We start from the raw sequence: 23,066 nt of genomic DNA on the forward strand, positions 1-23,066 counted from the left end.
GGAGTGCCACGCTACAAGAACATCAGATTGCTCAACAAATTAGGATGGCCAATCATGTCGTTTCATGACGGGCGATGACATAGATCAGACGATGATATTGATCAGACGATGACGATCACCGGCGAGGATAGCGACACCCGGTCAGAGTGCTGAACCGGTCAGAGTGCTGAAATCACTCGGTCGCGTACGATGTCGACCAGCAGCGGCGGGGTTCGCACGCCGCTGTGGAGCAGCGGCTGCGCGAGGATGTCGTGCGAATCCGCGATGATCTTCCCGGCCAGGTCGTGGAAGAATCCCGGTGCCAGCAGATAGTTGGAGAGGATCACTCGCCCCCCATGCCCTCGCCCCTGCTCAACGATGTCGGCGAGGCGGTGTCCTCCACCAGCATGGAAGCCTGCGCTGACGGGCCGGCCGAGTTCCTGAGCCAGCGACTCGGCCACCTCCAGGCATGCTTCATTCGCTCGATCGTCACTGGATCCTGCGGCCGCAAGCACCACATGATCGCTGTCGTCAAGGACGGGAAGGCGTTCGGCCAGGATCCGAGCCAGGCGCGGGTCAGGTCCCAGGGTCGGCGTCAGACGGATGTCAGATCCATCGGCGCCTCCGGCTTCGCGGATGGCCTCTGCGAGGTCGACGTGTACGTGATAGCCGGGAGAGAGCAGGAGGGGGACGAGGACGACCGGTCCATCGTGCGGAAGTGTCGAAAGCACCTCGGCGACGTCTGGGTGCTGGACATCCACATGGCCGAGCATCACTTCACCGGCCAGCCCACGGGCCTGCAGGTCCGAGGCCACCGCGGCGGCGAGCGCTTCGATGACCGCACGCCCTTCGGCCGAGGAGGTTCCGTGGGAGATGAGGCCCACCGACGGCAGAGGCATTCAGATCACCCCCGATGGTGTCGGTAACTTTGGTGTCGGTGACTTTGATGCCGGTGACTTTGGTGCCGGGAACATGGAGTCGCTGGCTGCGAAGGCAACGGGAGTCGACTCGAGTACGACCCCCTCGCTCTCAGCCACGCGTCTGCGGGGATCGTCGGCCAATGTCATCGTGGGGATCATCCGGTCATCGTAGTCGACTCCCCGTCAGCGATGGCTCCGCAGCGTCATGTGCCTGGACCGACACATGTGTCTCCGAATCTGAACAGCGGAGCACTGCACCGTCGGTGTTGTGATGGCAGAATCGTCAGTGAACGAACAACGCCCGTGATTGCCGCCAAAGGCCGTCACCGATCTTCTCTGAGGAGTATGACGATGAAACCGATGCCCAAGGCCGCATTCTCGCCCCGTACGATCACTGCCGCTGCCGGAATCGCCCTGGCCCTGGCGCTGGCGCTGACCGGCTGCGGCAGCGGAGGCAAGGACGAGCCGCAGAAGAACGACGAGGCTGCGCAGACACAGAAGTCCGATGACGGCGGCGGCATGCAGGGCAAATCCGCCACGAGCGAGTCTGCGAGCGCCCCGGCGCCCGACTCGAGCACGCCGGCCGATTCCGAACCCAGCGAGAGCAAATCGGAAGATCCCTTCGCGGACTCAGCGACGACGACCAACTGGGCCAGCGACGATTCGATGAAGGTCGACAAGAAGGGCAACGGCACGGTGCCGGCCAGGTCGATCGAGGCCGACCTCGTCGACCTCTTCGAGAACAAGCTCGACATGAAGGTCAAGAAGGCCAAGTGCGCCAGCGACATGGACCTCACGGAGTGGTACGGATTCGAAACGTGCGATGTCACGGTCGAGGACAAGAAGGCTCCCGACAATGAGAAGACCTATTTCGGGACGGTGAAGATCGTCGACCACAAGGACAAGATGATCAAATACAAGCTCAAGTTCCCGGGCATCGACAAGAAGGACTTCGATTTCAAGGACTGATCGGTGATCACTGATCGCTGATCGGTGCTTGAGCATCGAATGGATTGAGCCCACCAGGCTGGATCCACCAGGCTGCATCCACCCGGTTGGATGCATCCGGCTAGATCTGGGGATTAAAAAATCCCCATTAAAAAATCCCCCACCAAGACCGTGCGGTCTGGTGGGGGATCTGATCTGTAGCGGGAGGGGGACTCGATCCCCCGACCTCACGATTATGAGTCGTGCGCTCTAACCAGCTGAGCTACCCCGCCCCAGCGCCGCATCTAAGCGGCACGAGAGCCCCGAAAGGGAATCGAACCCTTGACCTTCTCCTTACCATGGAGATGCTCTACCGACTGAGCTATCGGGGCAACAGGTAAGAATTTACACGGACTGGCGCGGCAAGGGCAAATCGGCATCCGGTGACGTCACTCACACATCGCAGGTGTTCACTTCACCGGGTCGAAGCGACCGGCCAGGAAGCCCTGCAGCCTGCCTGGCTGATTGGTGATGATCCCGTCGACCTCCGCGTCGAGGAGCTCACGCCATTCATTCATGTCGTCGGCCGTCCAGACGAAGACGCCGAGGTCATTGTCGCGGATCTCAGCCACGACAGATTTGCGCATCGAAAAGCCCTTGTACGAAGGATTGATCGCGACCGCACCCAGCTCTCGCGCGACCTCGATATCCTCGGGACGCGGAACCATACGCAGCAGGAAGCGAGAGACCATCGGCAGCATGTCTCGGCAGGTTGCCAGAGTCTCGGTGTTGAAGGACTGGACGACCATCCGGTCGGCAGTGCCGGTCTCGACGACGAGTTCGGAGATCCGGGCCACCGCGCCGGAGGACCACTCCCCCTTGAGCTCGAGCAGCAGCTCACCGCCTCGGTGCTGGATATCGCGCATCACTGCGGTCAACGTCGGAATCCGCACCCCGGTGAATCCGGGGCCCATCCAGGAGCCCGCATCGACGAACGAGAGCTCTTCCGCAGTCAGATTGACCACGGGGCCCTTCCTGTTCGTCGTCCTGTCGAGATCCGGATCATGAAGGATGACGGGAACGCCATCGGCACTCGTCGACGCGTCGACCTCGATGAAGTCCACATCGAGGGCCCGGGCGGCGTCGACCGCAGCCAGACTGTTCTCGGGAGCGACCCCGGAATAGCCGCGATGGGCGATGACCAGCGGACGCTCCGCGGATCCCGGCCGCTCAGTGATGCCCCGTTCGTGCAGGAACTGCAGAAAACTCATAGGCCCAGACTATGCCCTGGCACTGCCCTGCCCTCAATCCCCCGGCTCATCTGGCCTCAATCCCCCGGCTCAACGATCGGCCATGACCTTCGCCCCGGACAGCTGTATGCCCCCAGGACGCCTTGCCGTGAACACTTTTCATTATCTTGAATGCTGAGAAGCACATGGCCACTGACTGGCAAAAGGCAATAGCCTACTCTCTTGTGAGTTACTTCATACCTTCATGTAGGAAGCCTTGAAAACCAGACTTACCACCACGAAACAACCCCGTTGAAAGGTTCGCTATGGAAGCAATATTTGCTGCCGCGATCGTCCTCGCCTTCATCGCCCTCGGCGAATTGGTCTCGATCTGGTCCAAGGCCCGTGTCCCCAGCCTTCTGGTGGCGATGCTGGGCATCTTCATCTTCGCGAAGATCGGCATCGTCCCCGATTCCGTGGTCGACGATTCGATGCTCGTGCAGGTTTACACGATCCTCGTCGCTCCCCTGCTATTCCACATGGGTACGCTCATCCCGCTGCGCGTGATGCTCAAGCAGTGGCGTTCGGTCATCATCGCCGTCTCCGGCATGATCGCCGCCGTTCTGCTCATCTTCGTGGTCGTCGCGCCGCTCTTCGGCTTCGCGACATTCGTCGCCGGGTCCGGCCCGTTGGCCGGCGGCATCGTCGCCACCGGCCTGACCACCGAGGGTCTGACGGCGCACGGAGCCGCTTCCTCGATCATCGTTCTCCCTGCCCTCGTGCTCATGCTGCAGTCCCTGCCGTCGATGCCGTTGACGAACTTCCTGCTCCGTCGCTACGCCACGAAGCTGCGTGACAGCGGAGAGCTCCACCAGCTCGCTGCAGCCCACCAGGAAGACGAAGCCGAAGCAGCCACGAAGAAGAAGCTCGTGACCCTGCCTCACTTCCTCGTCGAGAACCAGCTGTTCATGCTCTTCCTCATCCTCGTCGGCGGCTCGCTCGCCACCCTCATCGCGATCCCGACCCACATCCCCTCGTCGATCGTCGCCCTCATCCTCGGCATCGTCGCCACTGCCATCGGCGTCTCACCGGATAAGGCGATGGAGCGTTCGAACTCCTTCGGCATCGCAATGGCCGGCGTGATTGCCATCGTCATGGCCCCGCTCGTGTCCGCATCGGTCCAGGACGTCATCAACGCATTCCTGCCCACCGTCACGATCCTCATCGTCGGCGGACTCGGCATCATCGGCGGCGGTTACATCGCCACGAAGCTGCTCAAGTGGAAGGGCCCGCTGGGAATGTCCGTTGCGCTGACGGCCATGTACGGCTTCCCCGCCGACTTCCTGCTGACCAACGAGGTCGCCCGCTCGATCGCCCGCGACGACGATGAGAAGGAAGCCCTCCTCAACGTCATGCTGCCACCGATGCTCGTGGGCGGATTCACCTCGGTGTCCGCCGGTTCCGTGGTCATCGCCAGCGTCCTGGTCAGCCTGCTTTGAGCGCCCTCCTCACCGAGGCGGCCGCACTGCTGCCCGAATTGCAGACTCTGCGTCGGAGCCTGCATGCCGACCCCGAGGTGGGTCTCGACCTCCCCCGCACCCAGGCCCGAGTCCTCGACGCCCTTGAGGGACTCGACCTGGAGGTGAGTACGGGCGTCGGGACCACCTCGGTGGTGGCGGTGCTGCGCGGCACCCACCCGGACAAGCCGGCGAATGCGCCGTCGGTGATCCTGCGCGGAGACATGGATGCTCTGCCCGTCGATGAACTGACAGACGAGCCGTTCAAGTCCGTCAACGGCGCCATGCACGCCTGCGGCCACGACCTGCACACGGCAGGACTCGTCGGCGCGGCACGGCTGCTGCACGCCCATCGCGGGGATCTGGCCGGAGATGTCGTGCTCATGTTCCAGCCCGGCGAAGAGGGATGGAACGGTGCCTCGGTGATGATCGCCGAAGGCGTGCTCGACGCGGCAGGAAGCCGTGCGATCGCCGCGTTCGGCGCCCACGTCCACATGGGAGCGAGGGGCGTCGTCTCAACGAAGCCTGGCACTCTGCAGGCAGGGTCGAACGTCCTCCACATCACGATCCACGGTCGTGGCGGCCACGGTTCCCAACCGCAGTCAGCGGTCGATCCCGTCCCGGCCCTCGCCGAACTCGTCACCGCACTGCAGAACATGGTCAGCCGGCGCATCAACGCCTTCGATCCGATCGCCTTGTCCGTGACGCAGCTGAAGGCCGGTGAGGCCGTCAACGTCATCCCCGCCTCGGCGAGTCTGGGGGCCACCGTGCGCACCCTGTCCCAGGAGTCGCTCGACATCGTCCGAACCCAGTCGAAGCAGCTGGCCCGCGGCATCGCGGAGGCGCACGGCTGCACCGCCGAGGTGGACTTCGCAGTCCAGTACCCTGTGACCATCAACGACGAGGCCGAGACCGCGTGGACCCTCGACGAGGTCCGTGGGCTCCTCGGCCCCGATCGGGTCGAGGTATCAGCTCAGCCGATCATGCCCAGCGAGGATTTCTCGTTCGTCCTGCAGGAGGTGCCGGGCACCTACATGATGCTCGGCGCCAAACGCACCGATGTGCCCGAAGAACGACAGGGAGACAACCACTCCCCGTTCGTCGTCTTCGACGACTCGGTCCTCGGCGATCAGGCCGCGCTGCTGGCGCACCTGGCCATCGAACGCCTGCGCAGTGCTGTCAGTGCGCACGACGTCGCAGAAGTGGCACCAGCCGTCTAGCCTCGCGTCCCCTGCCACCAGCGCTTCTGCCACCAGCGCCGAGGCGGTCCATCGACCCGCTCCTCGCCCTGACCTTCCGTCGGGGCTGGGGGCGGGTTCGTCGTTGCCGCGGATCTCTGGGCCGCTCGGCGTTCGCGCCAGGCTGCGATCTCCTTCTCAACGTCGCGGGGCGGAGTGAAGATGGGCGGACCGGTGCGGATGTCCATGATGGCGGCTCGGACGCGTTCGTTGAAGCCGGCGAGGTAGTCACGCGCGTCGCTTTCGGAGATGAATGCGTCGAGTGTGTCGTCGAGAACGGCGTTCTCCTTGCGCAGCTGGAAGGCCGCCGGGGCGACGCCGCTGATCTCCTCCTGCTCCATCTTCTGCTTGACCCACCAGTCCGGATCGTCGGAGTTGTGCAGGCCGGTCAGCGGTCTGCCGAGGCCCGGCAGATCATCGAAGTCGCCGCGTCTGATCGCAGCTTCGAGTGCCGATTCGACGATTGCGTTCCGGTCCTCAAGCGAATTCAGGCGCCGAGGTGCCTCGTCCTCATTCATCGCAGAGCTCGTCATGCATTGCAGAGTTCCTCCCCTTGCCTCAACGGTAGAGAGGCGACGGGCCGTGCGCAATGGAAGTGGACCGGTGAACGCGAAGAAGCCCCGTGATCCGAAGATCACGGGGCTTCTCACTTCTGCGTGGCAGATGAAGGATTCGAACCTTCGAAGGCAATGCCGGCTGATTTACAGTCAGCTCCCTTTGGCCGCTCGGGCAATCTGCCGCAGTTGGCGCTCGATGAGCACTCGAAAAGAATACAAGCCCGCAGACCGGATTGCCAACTCGATTGACGCAGGTCACAATCTGAGGTCTCGACTAGACTCGGGCAACAGAGACACTCGCATCCGCGGCTGCGTGCTTTCGCCGCTGCAGCCCCTCACCACAAAGGAGCATCCATGGCCAGCGAATCCTCATTCGATGTCGTCAGCAAGGTCGACCGGCAGGAAGCCGACAACGCCCTCAACCAGGCGGCCAAGGAGGTCAACTCCCGCTATGACTTCCGCGGCACCGATGCCTCGATCGCCTGGAGCGGCGAGGCTGTGCAGATGAAGGCGAACAGCGAGGACCGCGTCAAGGCGATCCTCGACGTCTTCCAGTCGAAGCTGGTCAAGCGCGGTATCTCGCTGAAGTCCCTCGAAGACGGCGATCCCTACCCCTCGGGCAAGGAGTATCGCATCGATGCCACGATCAAGGAGGGCATCGACAAGGACAACGCGAAGAAGATCTCGAAGATCATCCGCGAGGAAGGTCCCAAGGGTGTCAAGGCTCAGATCCAGGGCGAGGAGCTGCGCGTGAGCTCGAAGAAGCGCGACGACCTGCAGGAGATCATCGCGCTGCTCAAGGGCAAGGACCTCGAAGTCGACCTCCAGTTCGTCAACTACCGCTGAGTCGCATCCACGACACAGCACTCCCCTCCTGCACCCGCTCCCCCATATGACGCAACAAGTCCCCATCTGACCACTTCGGACGCTGGTTGACGCCTTCGGACGCTGGTTGACCACTTCGTGACAACGCATGGCGTCCCTCGTCAGCGCCGCCGCATGCCCGAGTTGAGTCCTGCCAGGATGACGGCATGTCAACGACTCTTGCCGCCGCCGAAGTCCACCCTCAGCACCCGGCCCGCCAACGCCTGCGCCGCGCCCTGTCGTTCGAAGTCATTCCCCCACGTTCGAACGCCCAGGCAGAGCGGGTGCCCGAGCTTCTGCGGTTCCTCGACTCCCTGGCTCCCGACTATCTGGCTGTGACCTCGTCCGCGCGCAGCAACTGGCTCCAGGGCACCGCCGATTTCATTGCGCACATCTCTGCACACACGTCCCTCAGACCTCTTGCCCATTTGGCCTGCACGGCCGGCACCGAGGCGGAGCTCCTGGACTGGATCGACCATCTCATGGCCGCCGGCGTGCGCGGATTCCTCGCACTCCGCGGAGACTTCCCCGCCGGATCCTCGACCGTCCCACCCGGGCATCTGCCCCACGCCGATGCGCTCGTGAGCCTCCTGCGCCGCATCGAGTCCGACAACCTCGCCTGCTTGGCCGCGGGACGCCTGAGCATCGGTGTCGCCGCCTACCCGTCAGGCCATCCGGAATCGTCGGGTCCTGAAGAGGATCTTGACGTGCTCGCCGCCAAGCAGCGCAACGGCGCGGACTTCGCGATCACCCAGCTCTTCTTCGACCCCAGCGCCTACGCTCGGCTGCGCCGCCGGGCCGAGCACGCCGGGATCACGATTCCGATCATTCCCGGCATTCTGCCGATCACCGATGTCAAGCGTCTGCACACGATGAGCAGACTCTCCGGTCTGCCAATCCCCGACCGTCTCCTCGCCCGATTCGATCACGCCGGCGACGCAGCCGCCGCACGGCGCATCGGTCTCGAGATCACCGCCGAGCACACTGCCGCGATCCTCGACCAAGGCGCCGACGGACTCCACTTCTACACGTTCAACGACCTCAGCACGACCGAGGGCCTCCTGACCGCGCTCTACTCTGCGGGAGTCAGCCTCACCTCGTTCCAACGGCCACCACACAAACCGTCGCATCAGCACCTACCGCCCGCACCGCCTCGGCGATGGCCGCCATCGTCAGATTCAGCACCGACACCACAGAAGGAATCTCAGAAATGACACGCACGACCACCCCGTTCCCCGCTGCCACGATCACCGGCTACCCCCGGATCGGGCCCAAGCGCGAGCAGAAGAAGGCCCTCGAAAGCTACTGGGCAGGGCGCATCGACGCCGACGAGTTCTCCCAGTCCGTCCACACTCTGCGCCTGAGCGCCTACCACCGGCTGCGGGAGCTGGGTCTGACCGAGGACTATGCGATCCCGGCCTCCTACAGCCACTACGACCACGTCCTCGACACTGCCCTGAGCGTCGGCCTCATCCCCTCAGAGACGACCGGCACGGATTTCGACCTGGACGAATACTTCGCTCTGGCCCGCGGCACATCAGATCGCTCACCGCTGGAGATGACCAAGTGGTTCGACACGAACTACCACTACCTGGTGCCCGAGCTCGAGGACTCCACGACGTTCAAGGCCCACCCGCAGCATCTGCTCTCCCTCGTCTCCGAGGCCCGCGCCGCCGGGCACACGATCCGCCCGGTCCTCGTCGGCCCCGTCACCCTGCTGACCCTGGCCAAGACCGCACCGGGCACAACCACCTCGCCGCTCGAGCGTCTCGACGAGCTGACCACCGTCTACCTCGACGTCATCAGCGTCCTGGCCGCTGCCGGGGTCGACTGGGTCCAGCTCGACGAGCCTGCACTCGTGGCGGACTTCGACGAGTACACCGATGACCAGCTCGCCGCGGCGGCCGCCCATGCCTACGCCACCCTGACCCGGGCGAGCACTCATCCGAAGATCCTGGTCACAGCCCCGTACGGGACACTGAAAGCGGGGCTGCCGGCGCTCGCGCACTCGGGCATCGATGCCCTCAGCGTCGATGTCTCCGCAGCCACCCGCACGATCGATCCGAACTACGTGGCACGGGTTGCCACCGAGGTGCCGACGTCGGTCCACCTCGTCGCCGGTGTCATCGACGGCCGCAACATCTGGGCCGATGATCTGCGCACGAGCCTCGAGGTGCTCGGGCAATTCAGCGCCTCGTCTTCAGCTAGGACCACCGCTGCCCTGAGCGTCTCCACGTCGACGTCTCTGCTCCACGTGCCCCACACCGTGGCGGCCGAGACCGCGCTGCCCGTCGACGTCGCCTCGTGGCTGTCCTTCGCCGAGGAGAAGGTCACCGAGGTCGAAGCCCTGGCCACAGCCCTGACAGCGGGTCCGGAGGCCCGCCCAGAGGCATTCGCCCGGGCGGATCGGGCCAAGCGCACGCGTGCGCAGTCGACCCGCGTTCACAGCGCCGAGGTGGCCGCTCGGACTGCTGCCGCCTCCGGTCACGATGGCTACCGCACCTCTGTCGAGGCACGCCGTGCGGCTCAGTCTGGTCTCGACATTCCCGAGCTGCCCACGACGACGATCGGTTCGTTCCCGCAGACGACCGAGGTCCGTCGCGCTCGTGCCGATCACCGTGCCGGTCGTATCGACGACGCTGCCTATGATGCGGCGATGAAGGCCGAGATCGCACGTGTGGTCGAACTGCAGGAAGACCTGGGGCTCGACGTCATCGTCCATGGTGAGCCCGAGCGCAACGACATGGTCCAGTACTTCGCGGAGAACCTCGACGGGTTCGCCACCACGGACAGCGGATGGGTCCAGTCCTACGGTTCGCGCTGCACCCGTCCGCCGATCCTCTTCGGCGACGTTTCGCGCCCCGAGGCGATCACGGTCGAGTGGTCGAGGCACACGCAGACTCTGACGAAGCGCCCCGTCAAGGGCATGCTCACAGGACCGGTGACGATCCTCGCGTGGTCCTTCGTCCGTGACGATGTGCCTCTGGCGGAATCGGCCGATCAGATCGCGTTGGCCCTGGCCGATGAGGTCTCCGATCTCGAGGCCGCGGGCATCGACATCATCCAGGTCGATGAGCCAGCGCTGCGCGAGCTGCTGCCGCTGCGGGAGGCGAACCGAGCAGACTACCTGACGTGGTCGGTGCGATCGTTTCGTCTGGTCAATGCCGCAGTCGCCGACGGCACGCAGATCCACACGCATCTGTGCTATTCGGAGTTCGGTCAGATCATCGAGGCCATCAACGCTCTCGATGCGGATGTCACGAGCATCGAGGCCGCCCGATCCCGCATGGAGGTCCTCGCCGATATCAGCGATGTCGACTTCGCCGGTGACATCGGTCCGGGAATCTACGACATCCACTCGCCGCGGGTGCCCTCGGTCGCCGAGCTCACCGAGCTCATCGAGGCGGCTCTGGCGAACGTGCCGGCCGAGCGGTTGTGGATCAACCCGGACTGCGGTCTCAAGACCCGCGGCTACGCCGAGGTGAAAGACGCGCTGGGCAACCTCGTCGCAGCGCGCAATGCGGTGCTGGATCGGGACTCGGCGTTCGCGACCACCTCTGTACCGGTCTGAGCCCGGCCGTTCGTCACGGCAGTTCGACCGGAATGTAGTAGATGCCCTTCGAATCCTCTTCGACGCTGACGCGGAGTCGGTCGTCGACGCTGACGAAGTCGTTGACCTTAATGGTCCCCTTCGAGCCGCTGAGCTCGCGCACGGCGAAGGCCGGGATGAGCCCCTGCCTGCCGTCGCTGTCGACGGCGAGAGCGTACTTCGGGCCCGTGGCTCGGACCTTGACGTCGATGATGTCCTCGGTCGCTGTGGGCAGCCCGGTGTCGGGTTCGGGGTTCGTCAGCGCGGAGAGTTCGACGGCCAGAGTGTCGGCCATATCGTCGACTGTGGCGAGCATGTTCGCCATGGCGCGGGCGAACTCTCCGTGCAGCTCACTGGGCTTCATAGCGGCGCCGGGCTTATACATGTCCTCATGGGTCAGTTCGCCCCAGGCGTCCTGAAGCCGAGTCTTGACTTGGATCTCAGCGAAGACCGGAGGCTCGGGATCGCAGGGGATCTCCAAGGTGACATGGCAGGCTCGGTACCCGCTGGGCTTGGGCGGATCGACGTAGTTCTTCTGGTCGACGAGCACGAATGAGCCGAGCTGCCCGGGATCGCGCAGCGAGTCGAACATCATCTTCTGGTCGCGCGGGGATTTGCACAGGACCTTGACTCCGACGATGTCGCGGATGTGATTCTCGACATCAGCCGCCGAGGTGATCGTGATGTCGGGATCTTCGGCGATCTTCTCGGACAGCTTCTTCAGAGTCCTGGCCGAATCCTTGATCCGGTGCCCGTCGACGTCGAGGCGGGAGATGTCCTTGTCCTTGAGCAGACCCTTCTGCTGCTGGGTCAGCCAGCGCTTGATCCGAGTCGCCGTGGCCTCCCACGTCGCAGACCTCGTCTCGTAGGCCTCTTGGACATATCGGCGCAGTGCTGAGTCCGCGTTCACTCGGGTCTCCTTTGCTCACATGCGATCACGTGTCAGGTCCTCACGTTTCAGATCTGAGCCTACGTCCTCGCCGCCTGGCCGAAGAAGCGCAAAACGCCCCGTCCGCCTCTTCCCTTGCCCCGGCACGGGGAGGAAGCAGAGGCGGACGGGGCGTGCTGTGACGATGTCAGTGCCCGGAAGCGGGCTGGCCTGCTGTTTCGGCCTGCAGGTGGCTGCGAGCTTCGGCGAGCATGTGCTCACGCGTCGCGAGCTTCACCCGCTCACGGCCCTCCGCCTCTCCCAATGCCTTCTCGGCCGACTCCACACGGTGGTAGCCTTCCCAATCCACGAAGTCGACGCCTTTGGATTCAAGCAGTTCGACGATCGCTGCGTCATCCGGGTACACGGGATCGGTGAGCACACCGGCGGCGCGGTCATCGAGGATGTGCCCGATCGTCTCGAGCGCATCACCCTTCGTGTGACCGATGAGTCCGACCGGCCCACGCTTGATCCACCCAGTCGCGTACACGCCCTGAACAACGGCCGCGTCAGCGGCGGCCTTCTGGTCCACAGCGTCGACGACGCGACCTTCATGGTTCGGAATGACGCCCTTGGCATCGTCGAACGGCAGCTGCGGGAGCGCAGTACCCGCATAGCCGACGGCCCGGTAGACAGCGTCGAGTTCCCAGTCGACGAATGTTCCGGTGCCTTTGACACCGCCGGTGCCGTCGAGCTCCATCCGTTCCGTGCGCATCCCCGTCACCTTATCCTCGCCGAGGATGGCCACCGGTGCGTGGAGGAAGTGCAGATGCAGACGCCGCTTGGCCCCCACCGGTTCACGCATCGTGAAGTCCGTAAGCGTCTTCGCAACCTGCTTGGTCTGATTGCTCGACTCAATCGCAGCCAGCGACCCCTCATCGAACTCGAAGTCCTCGGGATAGACGATGACATCGACATCCTTGACATGACCCAGCTCCCGCAGCTCCAAAGGCGTGAACTTCGCCTGCGCAGGACCACGGCGTCCGAACACATGAACGTCGGTGACCTTCGACGACTTCAAACCTTCGTACACATGGTCCGGGATCTCGGTCGTATGCATGTCATCGGCCTGCTTCGCCAACACCCGGGCAACATCGAGGGCAACATTGCCATTGCCGATGACGGCAACCTTCTCAGCATCCAAAGGCCAAGTCTGCGCCACATCCGGATGCGAGTCATACCAGTTGACGAAATCAGCAGCACCATACGAACCAGGCAGATCAACACCGGGCAGATTCAGCGAAGCATCAACAAAGCATCCAGTCGAGAAGATCACCGCATCATAGCGATCGGTCAGCTCTTCGAGCTTGATGTCGACGCCGTATTCGACATTCGAGAACAAGCGGATATCACCACGGTCGAGGACCTTGATGAGAGCATTGATGATGCCCTTGATGCGCGGGTGGTCCGGGGCCACGCCGTAGCGGACAAGACCGAACGGGGTCGGCAGCCGCTCAAAGAGGTCGATGCTGACCTCGAAATCACGCTCAGCCTTGGTCAGCAAGTCGGCAGCGTAGATCCCGGCAGGACCGGCACCCACAATAGCCACACGGAAGGGACGCGTCATTCTCACACCTCTCTAGTCAGTCACTGACAATTGTATCGGCAACATAGGTCCTCCTAACAAACACGTGACCAAACTCGCACCCCGACTGTCGGCTTCATCTCAGACATCAGCTGGAATCGCCAGCAACCTGTGTGTTACCTAGACTCATCACGTGAACGCCTCTGCACCTGATGAATCCGCCCTCCGCCGCGTCGGACTGGGATATGGGACCACCGCTTACATCATCTGGGGTCTCATCCCCCTCCTCTTCGCCGCTGCGGCTCCGACCGGTGCGTTCGAAATCGTCGCCCACCGGATCATCTGGTCGCTGATCTTCTGCGCCATCCTCCTCTACTTCGCCAAGGGCTTTGCCCGCACCTGGCTGGTGATGCGCTCGGGAAAGACCTTCTGGCTGCTGGCTCTGGCATCGGTGCTCATCGCTGTGAACTGGACGACCTACGTCTACGGCATCGAAACCGGCCGCCTCGTCGAGATCTCCCTCGGCTACTACCTCAACCCGCTCATCTCGATCGGACTCGGTGTCATCCTCCTCAAGGAGAAGCTGCGCCCGCTGCAGTGGGCAGCGGTTGGCTTCGGAACGGTGGCCGTCATCGTCGTCGGCATCGGGATCGGCCGTTTTCCGTACTTGGCGTTCACTGTGGCACTCTCATTCGGCCTCTACGGGCTGGTGAAGAACAAAGTCGGCGGCAAGGTCGGAGCACTCGAGGGAATGACTGTCGAGACCGCCGTGCTCACCATTCCCAGCATCGCCTTCCTCGCCTATCTCACCTCTCAGGGAAGCGCCACCTTCATCGGCTTCGGGCCGTGGCACGTCATACTCCTCCTGGCGACAGGACCGCTGACTGCGATCCCGCTCATCCTCTTCGGTGCTGCCGCCAGGCGAATCCCCCTGTCCTGGGTGGGGATGCTGCAGTACATTGCGCCCACGATGCAGTTCATCCTCGGGGTCGCGCTCTTCGGCGAAACGATGTCGACGACCAGGTGGGTCGGGTTCCTCATCATCTGGATCGCCGTCATCCTGCTGTGCACGGACATGGTCCGCCAGAGCCAGAAACGACCGCGCCTGGGCTGAGTCCCCTCCGGCCGGTGATCGGACAGGATGTGGCGCTCACTAGACTCTGTGTGTGATCGCAGATTCAGCCCCCGATGAGAACGCCTTCCGCCGTTCCGGCCTGATCAACGGAGTGTCCGCCTACCTGCTGTGGGGGCTCATTCCGCTGCTCTTCGCCGCGGCGGCGCCGACGGGTGCTCTCGAGCTCGTCTCGCATCGAGTCGTCTGGTCGCTGCTGTTCTGCGCGATCCTGTTGACATTCACCGGCGGTTTCAAGCGCACTTGGGCTGTCGTGCGGTCGGGGCGGACCTTCTGGATGCTCGCCCTCGCCTCGGTGCTCATCGCGATCAACTGGACGACGTTCATCTACGGAGTCGAGACGGGACGGCTCGTCGAGGTGTCTCTTGGCTACTATCTCAATCCGCTCATCTCGATCGGCTTGGGTGTGATCTTCCTCGGTGAGAAGCTGCGTCCGCTGCAGTGGACTGCTGTGGGATTCGGCCTCGTCGCCGTCGTCATCGTCGGAATCGGCCTCGGGCGGATGCCCTATCTCTCCTTCACCGTCGCCATCTCGTTCGGCCTCTACGGACTCGTGAAGAACAAGGTCGGCAACCGTGTCGGAGCCCTTGAGGGCATGACGATCGAGAGTGCCGTGCTGTCCGTGCCCAGCCTGATCTTCCTCATCGTCCTCGGTGCACAGGGCCTGTCGACGTTCACGGGATTCGGAGCCGGCCACGTCGTCATCATCCTCATCACGGGCCCGGCCACGGCGATCCCGCTTATCCTCTTCAGCGCTGCGGCGAGGAGGATTCCGCTGTCGTGGGTCGGGATGTTGCAGTACATCACACCGACAATGCAGTTCATCACCGGCGTGTTCATCCTCGGTGAGATGATGTCGACGCCGAGGTGGATCGGCTTCTTCATCATCTGGATCGCCGTCGTCCTGCTGAGCATCGACATGATCCGGCAGAGCTGGAGACGGCCAGGCTTGGGCTGAAATGTCGCCGATTTTTCCTCAGCTCAGGACTGCAAGCACCACTCCAGCGACCACACCGCCGACGGCGACAGCGACTCCCATCGCCGTAGTCGTGCGCCATCCGAGCGACTTGCCGACCATGACCATCGACGGGATGCTCAGCGCGGGAAGCGCAATCAGCAGAGCTCCGGTGACGCCAGCGCCCACTCCGACAGCCGACAACGCGACGATGATGGGGATCTCTCCCCCGGTGGGGATCACCAGCAGAGTCCCCACAACCGCGGCGACGAGGACTGCGGCGGCTCCAAGCTGCGCTTCGATCCCATAGACCCCTGTCAGCCACGGACTGATGAGCCCGATGAGGAAGACGAGGATGAGATGTTCGGGTACGAGGATGAGCGTGAAGCGAGAGAGCGACCGCGCGTAGCGGACGGGAAGGGACGACAGCCTCGGCGTCTCAGGTGTGTCGTTCGGGACCGCCTCGGTGCGGCCTGTGACCCACCGCCCGATGAGGGCGCTCGCACCGACGGCGATGAGGATCCCGATCACCACTCGTGTGAGTGCATACTGCCACGGCAGGACGAGGACGAGGAAGATGACGACTGCAGGATTGAGCAGCGGGTTGCCGACCCAGTAGGCCAGGGCCGCACTGCGTCTGACACCCGAGCTGCGCAGTCCGGCCGCCACGGGAGCCGCACAGCACGTGCACATCATGGACGGCAGAGACAGAGCCGCGCCGACGAGTGACTGGCTGGTGTGGGTCCGGCGGTTCATCACGCGCAGCAGCCAATCGCGTGGCACCAATGCGTCGATGGCGGCGGCGACCAGCAGTGCCACCAGCAGAGCTTTCCACACGGCTGTGAAGTAGACGAGTGTGAAGTTCCAGGCTCCTGCCAGGGAGACGGTCTCCCCCGCGGCCGCGAACAGCGGACTGCCGTCCCAGATCGACGTCTGGCTCAGCGTCCAGGCCTTGTCCCAGTAGGGCATCCACTTCGACCAGCTGAGGCCGACGACGAGGAAGACGACGAGAACGCCGAGTCCGACCCAGTCGACAGTGGTCAGCCGTCTGCGAGTGTGAGTCTGCACAACACCTGGCGCCGCTTCGCTGGACACGGATCCCACCTCATTCTGCTCTGTCTGCACTGACACTAGCCGTGACGACCGCGATCACGCGCGCGTCTCGATCACGCGGTGCGTCTCGATCACGCGCTTGTCACTCGATCACGCGGTGCGCGAGACCACCGAATCAGCGAACGCGAACAGCGACTCCTTGACCAGTCCCTCAGGGACAGGGTCCAGGGCGGCCTTCGCAGCCTCGGCCCACCGGCTCGCCTCGTCGCGGGCGCGGATCGTCACCGGGTGGGCGGCCAGAGCCGCCCGTGCAGCTTCGAGGGCGGCGTCGGAGGTCAGATCGGCGTCGAGGAGGCGCACCACCTCGGCGGCGGATTCGTCACCCTCAGCCGCAGCGGCGCGCACGTAGAGCACCGGCAGGGTCGGGACGCGTTCGCGCAGATCCGTGCCCGGGGTCTTGCCCGACATCGCCGAGGTTGTCGTGAGGTCGATGATGTCGTCGGCCAGCTGGAAGGCAATGCCGACACGTTCGCCGAAGAGCCGCACGGGCTCGGCCAGGGCCTGATCCGCACCGGAGAACATGACCCCGAACTGCGCCGAGGTGGCGATGAGCGATCCGGTCTTGTCCGCCAGTACCTGGATGTAGTGTTCGATCGGGTCGGCTCCTTCAGGAGCGCCCGCAAATTCGTTGAGCTGTCCGAGAACGAGGCGTTCGAAGGTATCCGCCTGGACTCTGACGGCATCTGGACCGAGCTTCGCGGTGACTCCCGATGCCTTCGAGAACAGCAGATCGCCGGTGAGGATCGCCACGGAATTGCCCCACACCTCGTGTGCGGCCGGAGCACCTCGGCGCACAGGAGCGTCGTCCATGACGTCGTCGTGGTAGAGCGAAGCCAGGTGGATGAGCTCGACGGCCACGGCCGCGTCGATGATCGCCTCGCAATGGGCGTCGCCGAGGCGGGCGGTGAGCAGCAGCAGATTGGGACGGGCACGTTTGCCGCCGGCTGCCAGCAGATGTTTGGACGCAGTGTCAGGCAGCTTGCGGGTCTGCTCGGTCACTTCGTAGAGCCGGCGCTCGACAGCTTCCAGCTGAGTGGAGATATCCGTCGCGAGCTGGGCATCGGCACCGATGAAAGTCGCCGGAGAGGCTAGGTGGCTCATGTCCTCGTCATTCGTCATAGTCGCTGGATCACTGGTGTGCTCAGGCATTGCTCGTGGCCGGGACGATTCTGGTCAGAGCCGAAATCACCCGGTCGATGAGATCAGCCTCGGAGACCTTGGGGTCGCGGTAGAGGTTCGCCAACAATTTCACGACGAACTCCATCACAACATCAACACCCATACCGTACTTGATTCCGAAGTGCATAAGCGCGGGGTGGCCGATAATGGCGGAAAAAACGCGGCCCAACGTGAAATAGCCGCCCAGGGAATCGCCCACGAGGGCCGGGTATTCGGTCAGACGGCTCCGCATCACGTGCTTCGGGTAACGCGAATAGGTCGAGATCACCTCGGCGGCCAGACGGGCGGACTCCAGGGCGTAGTCGATGCCTTCGCCGTTGAACGGGTTGACCATTCCGCCGGAGTCACCGACGAGGAGAAGACCCTTGTGGAAGTGCGGGGTGCGGTTGAAGGCCATCGGCAGCGCAGCGGATTTGATCGGCCCGAGCGACGTCGACTCGTCAATGCCCCATTCGTGGCCCATGTCTGCGATCCACTGCCCCATCATCGCGCGCAGGTCGACGGTGCCGAACTGCGGTGAGGAGTCGAGGAGGCCCGCGCCGATGTTGATCGTGCCGTCACCCATCGGGAACAGCCAGCCGTATCCGGGCAGGACCTCGGACTCACCGTGGGCGTTGGTCGAGCGCATCTCAACCCAGCTCTCGATGTAGTCGTCGGCATGCCTCGGCGAGGAATGGTAGGCACGAGCGGCCACGCCCATGGGCCGGTCGTCGCGCTTCTCCAGCCCCATGGCCACGGCCAAGCGGGAGGAGACGCCGTCGGCAGCGATGACGATCGGGGCGCTGAAGTGTGCGTCGGGGCCGACCCGGCGTCCGCGGTGGTCGGTACCGGACGCGTGCACGCCCTGGATCCAACCGTCGTCACCGATGTCCGGGGACATGGCCTTGACCTGCTCGAACAGCCTGGCGCCGGTGCGCTGGGCGTGACGGGCGAAGGCCTCGTCCATGCCCATGCGCGGACGGGTCAGACCAAAGTTCGGGGTGCCGTCGATGTCCGGCCAATCGATCTCGAGGCGATGCCCGCCGCCGATCAGGCGCAGGCCCCGATTGCGGTGCCAGCCCTCGGATTCGGGGGTCTCCATGCCGAGGTAGCCGACCTCTTTGACCGCGCGCGGGGTCAGCGCATCGCCGCAGATCTTGTCACGCGGAAACCCGGACTTCTCGAGGATGATGACCTCGTGGCCGGCTTGAGCCAGGTAGCTGCCGATGGCCGATCCCGCGGGCCCTGCCCCGACGACGACGACTTCGGCTTCGAATTCGTTCACGGTCAGCAGTCAGCGCCCGGCTTGAGGGCGTGGTGGACGGCGACGATTCCGCCGGTCAGGTTGCGGTACTTCACCTGGTCGAATCCGGCGTCGAGGATCTGGTGGGAGAAGTCGGTCTGATTCGGCCAGACCCGAATGGACTCGGCGAGGTAGACGTAGGCCTCGGGATTCGATGACACTGCTCGCGCCACAGCGGGCAGGGCTCGCATCAGGTATTCCTTGTAGACAAGGCTGAACGGGTCGAAGGTCGGAGTCGAGAACTCGCAGATGATGAGTCGGCCCCCGGGCTTGAGCACGCGCAACATCTCCGCCAACGCGGTGTCGACGTCGTTGACGTTGCGGATGCCGAAGGAGATCGTCACGACGTCGAAGCTGGCGTCGGAGAATGGCAGATCCATCGCGTCCGCGTAGATGAAGTCGATGCTCGGGTGGCGACGACGCCCCTCGGAGAGCATGCCCTGCGAGATGTCCCCGGCGACCACCTCGGCGCCATGGTGCGTGAAGGCCATCGACGACGTGCCCGTGCCGGCCGCGAGGTCGAGGACGCGCTCGCCGGGCCCTGCAGCCACGGAATGGGCGACAGTTCGGCGCCAGGTCCGGGCGAGGCCGAAGGTGAGGACATCGTTGGTGAGGTCATAGCGGGAGGCGACATCGTCGAACATCGAGGCGACGTCATCGGGCTGCTTGTCCAGCTGAGCACGGTTCATGGCCTTATTCTCTCAACACCTCATCCCCCGGTGCGAATCCGCGGTCGCGTTTCGTACGCGTTCGAGGTGTGGAACTGGCCACAGTCCACGCTGTGACTCCGACTTTCTCGACTAGAGTGAGAGAGCCATGACTACGACCTTCAGCACCGCCGATATCACCGCCGCTCCCCCGCGCCTGCACGTGCGCTCGCGCTTCGTCGACGACGTCGAACCGGGCCCCGGATTCCCGTTCGAATCCGGCCTGCCCACGACCGTGGAGAAGACGCTGGAACTGCTCCCCACCTCGGCGTTCTCCTGCTGGGTCAGGGACACGTCCGGCCTCATCGGCTTCGGCCGCACCCTGCGCATCCGCGCTCGCGGCCGCGAACGGTTCGCCGAGCTCTCCGACGCCTGGAAGGCAATTACGGCCGCCGCGACGATCGAGGACGAGGTCGACCTGCTCGGCTCGGGACTCATGTGCTTCGCCACGGTCGCCTACTCCGGGGAATCCGCGGTCGACTCACTCATCCACGTGCCGGAATTCGTCCTCGGTCGCCGAGGCGGTCGCGTGTGGATGACGTCGATCGTGACGGAGGGTGCGACCCCGGTCCCACCCATCCTGCACGCGGAACCGCTGCGGCGGGTCACCTCGGCGAGAGCGTCCGACGGCGACCTCGACAGCCGCACCTGGGCGGATCTTGTCGCGAAGGTCTCGGGCATGCTCACCCCGGTGGGCAACTCCGGGGAGGTCGACGCGTTCGATGACGATCCCACTCTGCGGAAGGTCGTTCTGGCCCGCGACGAGCTTGTGACCACCGACGATGACATCGACGTCCGGTCGGTGCTGGGCGCACTCAACCGCAGCTATCCCAGCTGCTGGACTTTCGACGTGGCCGGTCTCATCGGGTCGACGCCCGAGCTGCTCATCGGGGTCGACGATGGACGCGTGACCTCTCGCGTGCTCGCGGGCACGTATGGGGTGGAGAAGGATCCGACGGCGGAGATGCCTGCGGCGAGAAAGCTTCTGAGCGCTCACAAGGACAGCACCGAGCATGCGTTCGCGATCGCGTCCCTGCAGCGCAGCCTCGGGTCGGTCGCCGATGATGTGTCCGTCGACGAGCGCCCGCACCTGCTGCCGTTGGCCAATGTCATCCACTCGGCTTCGGATGCCTCGGCGCACCTGCCCGAAGACTCCGATCTCAACGCGCTCGACGTGGCCGCGGCCGTGCATCCGACAGCGGCTGTCGGCGGGTTCCCGCAGGCCAGCGCGGTGGCGCACGTCGACGAGCTCGAACCTCTGGATCGCGGACGGTATTCGGGTCCGGTGGGGTGGATGGACGATCGCGGCAACGGTCAGTTCGGGATCGCGCTGCGCTGCGGTCAGCTCGAGGAGCGCAACCGCATCCGTCTGTTCGCGGGCGCGGGCATCATGCCCGATTCGGATCCCGTCGCCGAGGTGGCCGAGACCGAGGCGAAATTCGCTCCGATGCGCAGGGCACTGGGCCTGAGTTAGGTTTCCACGGCGGTCGTGGGCCGTCACGTGCGGTCCTGTGCCGTCACGTGCGGTCCTGGGTGTCACGGGCGGTCCTGGGTGTCACGTGCGGTTCCCGGTGTCACTCCAGGTCAGCTGCCTCGTCAGATCTCGTGTCAGTACCTCGGTCTAGAGTTTTCACATGGACGCGCAACGGACGGGCGACCCGGACTCGGAGTTCCGAGATTGGGGACACTGGGCTGAGGGCCCGGGCATCATCACCGACATCGGTCGGTGGGGTGAGACCCTGCGCGCACTCGAACCCGCCGATGACGCGTTCGAAGCTCAGGGGCGTATCAGTGCGCTCGAAGAGCTCGCCTCTGTGGTTGCAGCGGCGCAGGCCCGTGAGGCTGTCGCATTCCATACGCAACGCGTGCGCGAAGATGCAGCGAACAAGGTTCCCAAGCGGCAGCAAGGAGTCCACGCGGGCAATGAGCTCGCTCTGGCCAAACGAGTCTCCCCTGCGACCGGGCGGAGGTTCCTCTCCACCTCACGCGCCATCGTCAACGATCTGCCGCACACGTTCGAATCATTGGCCGCCGGATCGATCTCCGAATCCAAGGCGCGCATCGTCGCCGATGAGACAGCAGGACTCAGCTCTGATGAGCGACGCGCTGTCGATGAGGAGCTCAAGGATCGGGTTCCCGCGGCGGGGAACAGACGACTGCGCGGCGAGGCTCGCGCGCTCGCGGCCGAGGTCTCCTCTGAGACGGCCGATGAGAAAGCCGAGGCTGCGGCCGAGGACCGTCATGTGACTCTGAGCATCCTCGACAATGGCATGGGACGAGTCGCTGCCGTTCTGCCGCTGGTGCAGGCCATCGCGGCCTATGAGAGCCTGCAGGACGAGGCGAAGCGGCTCAAGAGTGAGCACCAGGCATTCGGCCGAACGCGCGACCAGATGGTGTGCGACACGTTCGTAGAACGACTCACTGGTCAGAACGAGGCGACAGCTGTGCCCACCGAGGTTCACCTCGTGTTGGAGGCCGAGAGCCTCTTCTCCGACGGTCGAGTCCCGGCCTGGCTGCCGGGTTACGGACCGCTGCCGGCGAAGACGGCACGGAATTTCCTGGCGGCGAGTGGCGCGAAGATGTTCATCCGTCGCATGTTCACCTCGGCGACGACGGGGCAGCTGGTGGGAATGGATTCGCGGAGGCGAACCTTCGGCGGGCTGCTGCGCAGAATGGTGGTCTTCCGCGACGATGTGTGCCGGACGCCGTGGTGTGATGCCCCGATCAAGCATGCTGACCATGTGACTCCGGTGGCCGGCGGAGGCGAGACCGAGTGGTCGAATGCGTCCGGTCTGTGTGCGGCGTGCAATTATGCCAAGGAGCACGCCGGGTGGAAGCACGAGGCCACTCCCGAGGATCTCACGGTTGTCACTCCCACCGGTGAACACTGTGAGTCGCCTACTCCTCCGTTCGTCACGAAGTTCGGTGGTGCATCCTCGTCTGATTCGCGAACCAACTCAGCACCTGCTTCGTCAGCCGAGTCTTGTGCCGGGACATCAACGTCTTCGACACCGACAACGTCACCGACATCGACATCGACATCGACATCGTCACCGTCATCAACATCGACACCGACAACGTCACCGACATCGACATCGACATCGACATCGACATCGTCTGTTGCAGGTGCATCGCCCAAGTCTTCACCGGACGACAGCATTCCAGTTACCGACAGCTCGCTTGCGGACGGTTCGCTTATGGACGGTTCGGCTGCGGACAGCAATGACGATGACCGTCAAAACAGCGAACCACCGGCAGCCAGTCAGGCTGAGCAACCCGCAGAACTACGTGACAGCGAAGTCATCGATTTCCCGAAGCTGAGTCTCGTGGAGTCTCTCTTCGACGAGCTGATCCATCGAGACACCGGATGAGCGGCCGGGGGATCTCGGATCTCTCCGGACCTCATACTTCGTACCTCACTCAAA

Annotated in this window: 20 protein-coding genes and 3 tRNA genes; 11 read left to right on the top strand and 12 right to left on the bottom strand. The window is 64.1% G+C overall.

Translation table 11 applies throughout. The annotated features are described in order from the left end of the window. Positions 1-158 precede the first annotated feature (158 nt). On the bottom strand, positions 159-878 hold the full coding sequence (locus MPN20_RS01025; protein ID WP_242778318.1) for a CbiX/SirB N-terminal domain-containing protein: 720 nt from the start codon (positions 876-878) through the stop codon (positions 159-161). On the opposite strand from MPN20_RS01025, the gene MPN20_RS01030 reads away from it, so the two are divergent. Together MPN20_RS01030 and MPN20_RS01035 are read left to right on the top strand one after the other, a co-directional pair. Beyond that, entirely contained in the window at positions 853-1,071 is a 219-nt protein-coding gene (locus tag MPN20_RS01030; RefSeq protein WP_242778321.1) for a hypothetical protein, read from the top strand. The genes MPN20_RS01025 and MPN20_RS01030 overlap by 26 nt on opposite strands. A 179-nt stretch (positions 1,072-1,250) precedes the next feature. Continuing rightward, a complete protein-coding gene (locus MPN20_RS01035) occupies positions 1,251-1,868 on the top strand; it encodes a hypothetical protein (RefSeq protein ID WP_242778324.1) in 618 nt (205 codons plus the stop codon). A 177-nt stretch (positions 1,869-2,045) separates the two neighbouring features. On the opposite strand, the gene MPN20_RS01040 is transcribed toward MPN20_RS01035, so the two are convergent. The 3 genes from MPN20_RS01040 to MPN20_RS01050 form a co-directional block, all read right to left on the bottom strand. Then, a tRNA-Met gene (locus tag MPN20_RS01040) sits at positions 2,046-2,119 on the bottom strand. Positions 2,120-2,145: 26 nt separating this feature from the next. Then, a tRNA-Thr gene (locus MPN20_RS01045) sits at positions 2,146-2,218 on the bottom strand. A 78-nt stretch (positions 2,219-2,296) separates the two neighbouring features. After that, complete coding sequence (locus MPN20_RS01050) at positions 2,297-3,097, bottom strand: glycerophosphodiester phosphodiesterase family protein (RefSeq protein ID WP_242778327.1); 801 nt, start codon at positions 3,095-3,097, stop codon at positions 2,297-2,299. A 284-nt stretch (positions 3,098-3,381) separates the two neighbouring features. Here MPN20_RS01050 and MPN20_RS01055 point away from each other — a divergent pair, with 284 nt between their 5' ends. Both MPN20_RS01055 and MPN20_RS01060 read left to right on the top strand, forming a co-directional pair. After that, positions 3,382-4,554: a hypothetical protein gene (locus MPN20_RS01055; RefSeq protein WP_242778330.1), complete on the top strand. Its 1,173-nt coding sequence runs from the start codon at positions 3,382-3,384 to the stop codon at positions 4,552-4,554. Beyond that, positions 4,551-5,792 carry a M20 family metallopeptidase gene (locus MPN20_RS01060; protein WP_242778333.1) on the top strand — a complete coding sequence of 414 codons (1,242 nt, stop codon included), beginning with the start codon at positions 4,551-4,553 and terminating at the stop codon, positions 5,790-5,792. Before MPN20_RS01055 ends, MPN20_RS01060 begins: the two co-directional genes overlap by 4 nt. Here MPN20_RS01060 and MPN20_RS01065 read toward each other — a convergent pair. Beyond that, a complete protein-coding gene (locus MPN20_RS01065) occupies positions 5,789-6,343 on the bottom strand; it encodes a DUF1992 domain-containing protein (protein ID WP_242778336.1) in 555 nt (184 codons plus the stop codon). The genes MPN20_RS01060 and MPN20_RS01065 overlap by 4 nt on opposite strands. A 124-nt stretch (positions 6,344-6,467) precedes the next feature. Next, positions 6,468-6,549 (bottom strand) — tRNA-Tyr (locus MPN20_RS01070). 172 nt (positions 6,550-6,721) lie between these two features. On the opposite strand from MPN20_RS01070, the gene MPN20_RS01075 reads away from it, so the two are divergent. The 3 genes from MPN20_RS01075 (at position 6,722) to metE (ending at position 10,802) form a co-directional block, all read left to right on the top strand. Next, entirely contained in the window at positions 6,722-7,213 is a 492-nt protein-coding gene (locus MPN20_RS01075; RefSeq protein WP_242778339.1) for a YajQ family cyclic di-GMP-binding protein, read from the top strand. Positions 7,214-7,398: 185 nt separating this feature from the next. Then, positions 7,399-8,445, top strand: coding sequence for a methylenetetrahydrofolate reductase (locus MPN20_RS01080; RefSeq protein ID WP_242778342.1), 1,047 nt, complete (start codon positions 7,399-7,401; stop codon positions 8,443-8,445). Further along, positions 8,442-10,802: a 5-methyltetrahydropteroyltriglutamate--homocysteine S-methyltransferase gene (gene metE / locus MPN20_RS01085; protein WP_242778345.1), complete on the top strand. Its 2,361-nt coding sequence runs from the start codon at positions 8,442-8,444 to the stop codon at positions 10,800-10,802. The genes MPN20_RS01080 and metE overlap by 4 nt, the downstream gene beginning before the upstream one ends. 13 nt (positions 10,803-10,815) lie before the next feature. On the opposite strand, the gene MPN20_RS01090 is transcribed toward metE, so the two are convergent. After that, entirely contained in the window at positions 10,816-11,730 is a 915-nt protein-coding gene (locus MPN20_RS01090) for a RelA/SpoT domain-containing protein (RefSeq protein ID WP_242778348.1), read from the bottom strand. Between the two features lie 166 nt (positions 11,731-11,896). Then, positions 11,897-13,315, bottom strand: a complete 1,419-nt coding sequence (locus MPN20_RS01095) for an FAD-dependent oxidoreductase (protein ID WP_242778351.1) — start codon at positions 13,313-13,315, stop codon at positions 11,897-11,899. 151 nt (positions 13,316-13,466) lie between these two features. Here MPN20_RS01095 and rarD (MPN20_RS01100) point away from each other — a divergent pair, with 151 nt between their 5' ends. Beyond that, on the top strand, positions 13,467-14,387 hold the full coding sequence (gene rarD, locus MPN20_RS01100) for an EamA family transporter RarD (protein WP_242778354.1): 921 nt from the start codon (positions 13,467-13,469) through the stop codon (positions 14,385-14,387). A gap of 52 nt (positions 14,388-14,439) precedes the next feature. After that, positions 14,440-15,363 carry an EamA family transporter RarD gene (rarD, locus tag MPN20_RS01105; RefSeq protein ID WP_242778357.1) on the top strand — a complete coding sequence of 308 codons (924 nt, stop codon included), beginning with the start codon at positions 14,440-14,442 and terminating at the stop codon, positions 15,361-15,363. A gap of 18 nt (positions 15,364-15,381) precedes the next feature. On the opposite strand, the gene MPN20_RS01110 is transcribed toward rarD (MPN20_RS01105), so the two are convergent. From MPN20_RS01110 to MPN20_RS01125, 4 genes are all read right to left on the bottom strand, one after another. Continuing rightward, a complete protein-coding gene (locus tag MPN20_RS01110; protein WP_242778360.1) occupies positions 15,382-16,455 on the bottom strand; it encodes a permease in 1,074 nt (357 codons plus the stop codon). 108 nt (positions 16,456-16,563) lie between these two features. Then, on the bottom strand, positions 16,564-17,574 hold the full coding sequence (locus tag MPN20_RS01115) for a polyprenyl synthetase family protein (protein ID WP_242778363.1): 1,011 nt from the start codon (positions 17,572-17,574) through the stop codon (positions 16,564-16,566). Positions 17,575-17,614: 40 nt separating this feature from the next. Beyond that, positions 17,615-18,916, bottom strand: coding sequence for a geranylgeranyl reductase family protein (locus MPN20_RS01120; protein WP_242778366.1), 1,302 nt, complete (start codon positions 18,914-18,916; stop codon positions 17,615-17,617). A gap of 2 nt (positions 18,917-18,918) precedes the next feature. Beyond that, a complete protein-coding gene (locus MPN20_RS01125) occupies positions 18,919-19,623 on the bottom strand; it encodes a demethylmenaquinone methyltransferase (RefSeq protein WP_242778368.1) in 705 nt (234 codons plus the stop codon). A gap of 127 nt (positions 19,624-19,750) precedes the next feature. On the opposite strand from MPN20_RS01125, the gene MPN20_RS01130 reads away from it, so the two are divergent. Both MPN20_RS01130 and MPN20_RS01135 read left to right on the top strand, forming a co-directional pair. Next, a complete protein-coding gene (locus MPN20_RS01130) occupies positions 19,751-21,115 on the top strand; it encodes an isochorismate synthase (RefSeq protein WP_242778371.1) in 1,365 nt (454 codons plus the stop codon). A 160-nt stretch (positions 21,116-21,275) separates the two neighbouring features. Continuing rightward, complete coding sequence (locus MPN20_RS01135) at positions 21,276-23,012, top strand: DUF222 domain-containing protein (protein ID WP_242778374.1); 1,737 nt, start codon at positions 21,276-21,278, stop codon at positions 23,010-23,012. The last annotated feature ends 54 nt before the right edge of the window (positions 23,013-23,066 follow it).

This window comes from Brevibacterium sp. ZH18 (genome assembly GCF_022748595.1).
Classification (GTDB): Bacteria; Actinomycetota; Actinomycetes; order Actinomycetales; family Brevibacteriaceae; genus Brevibacterium.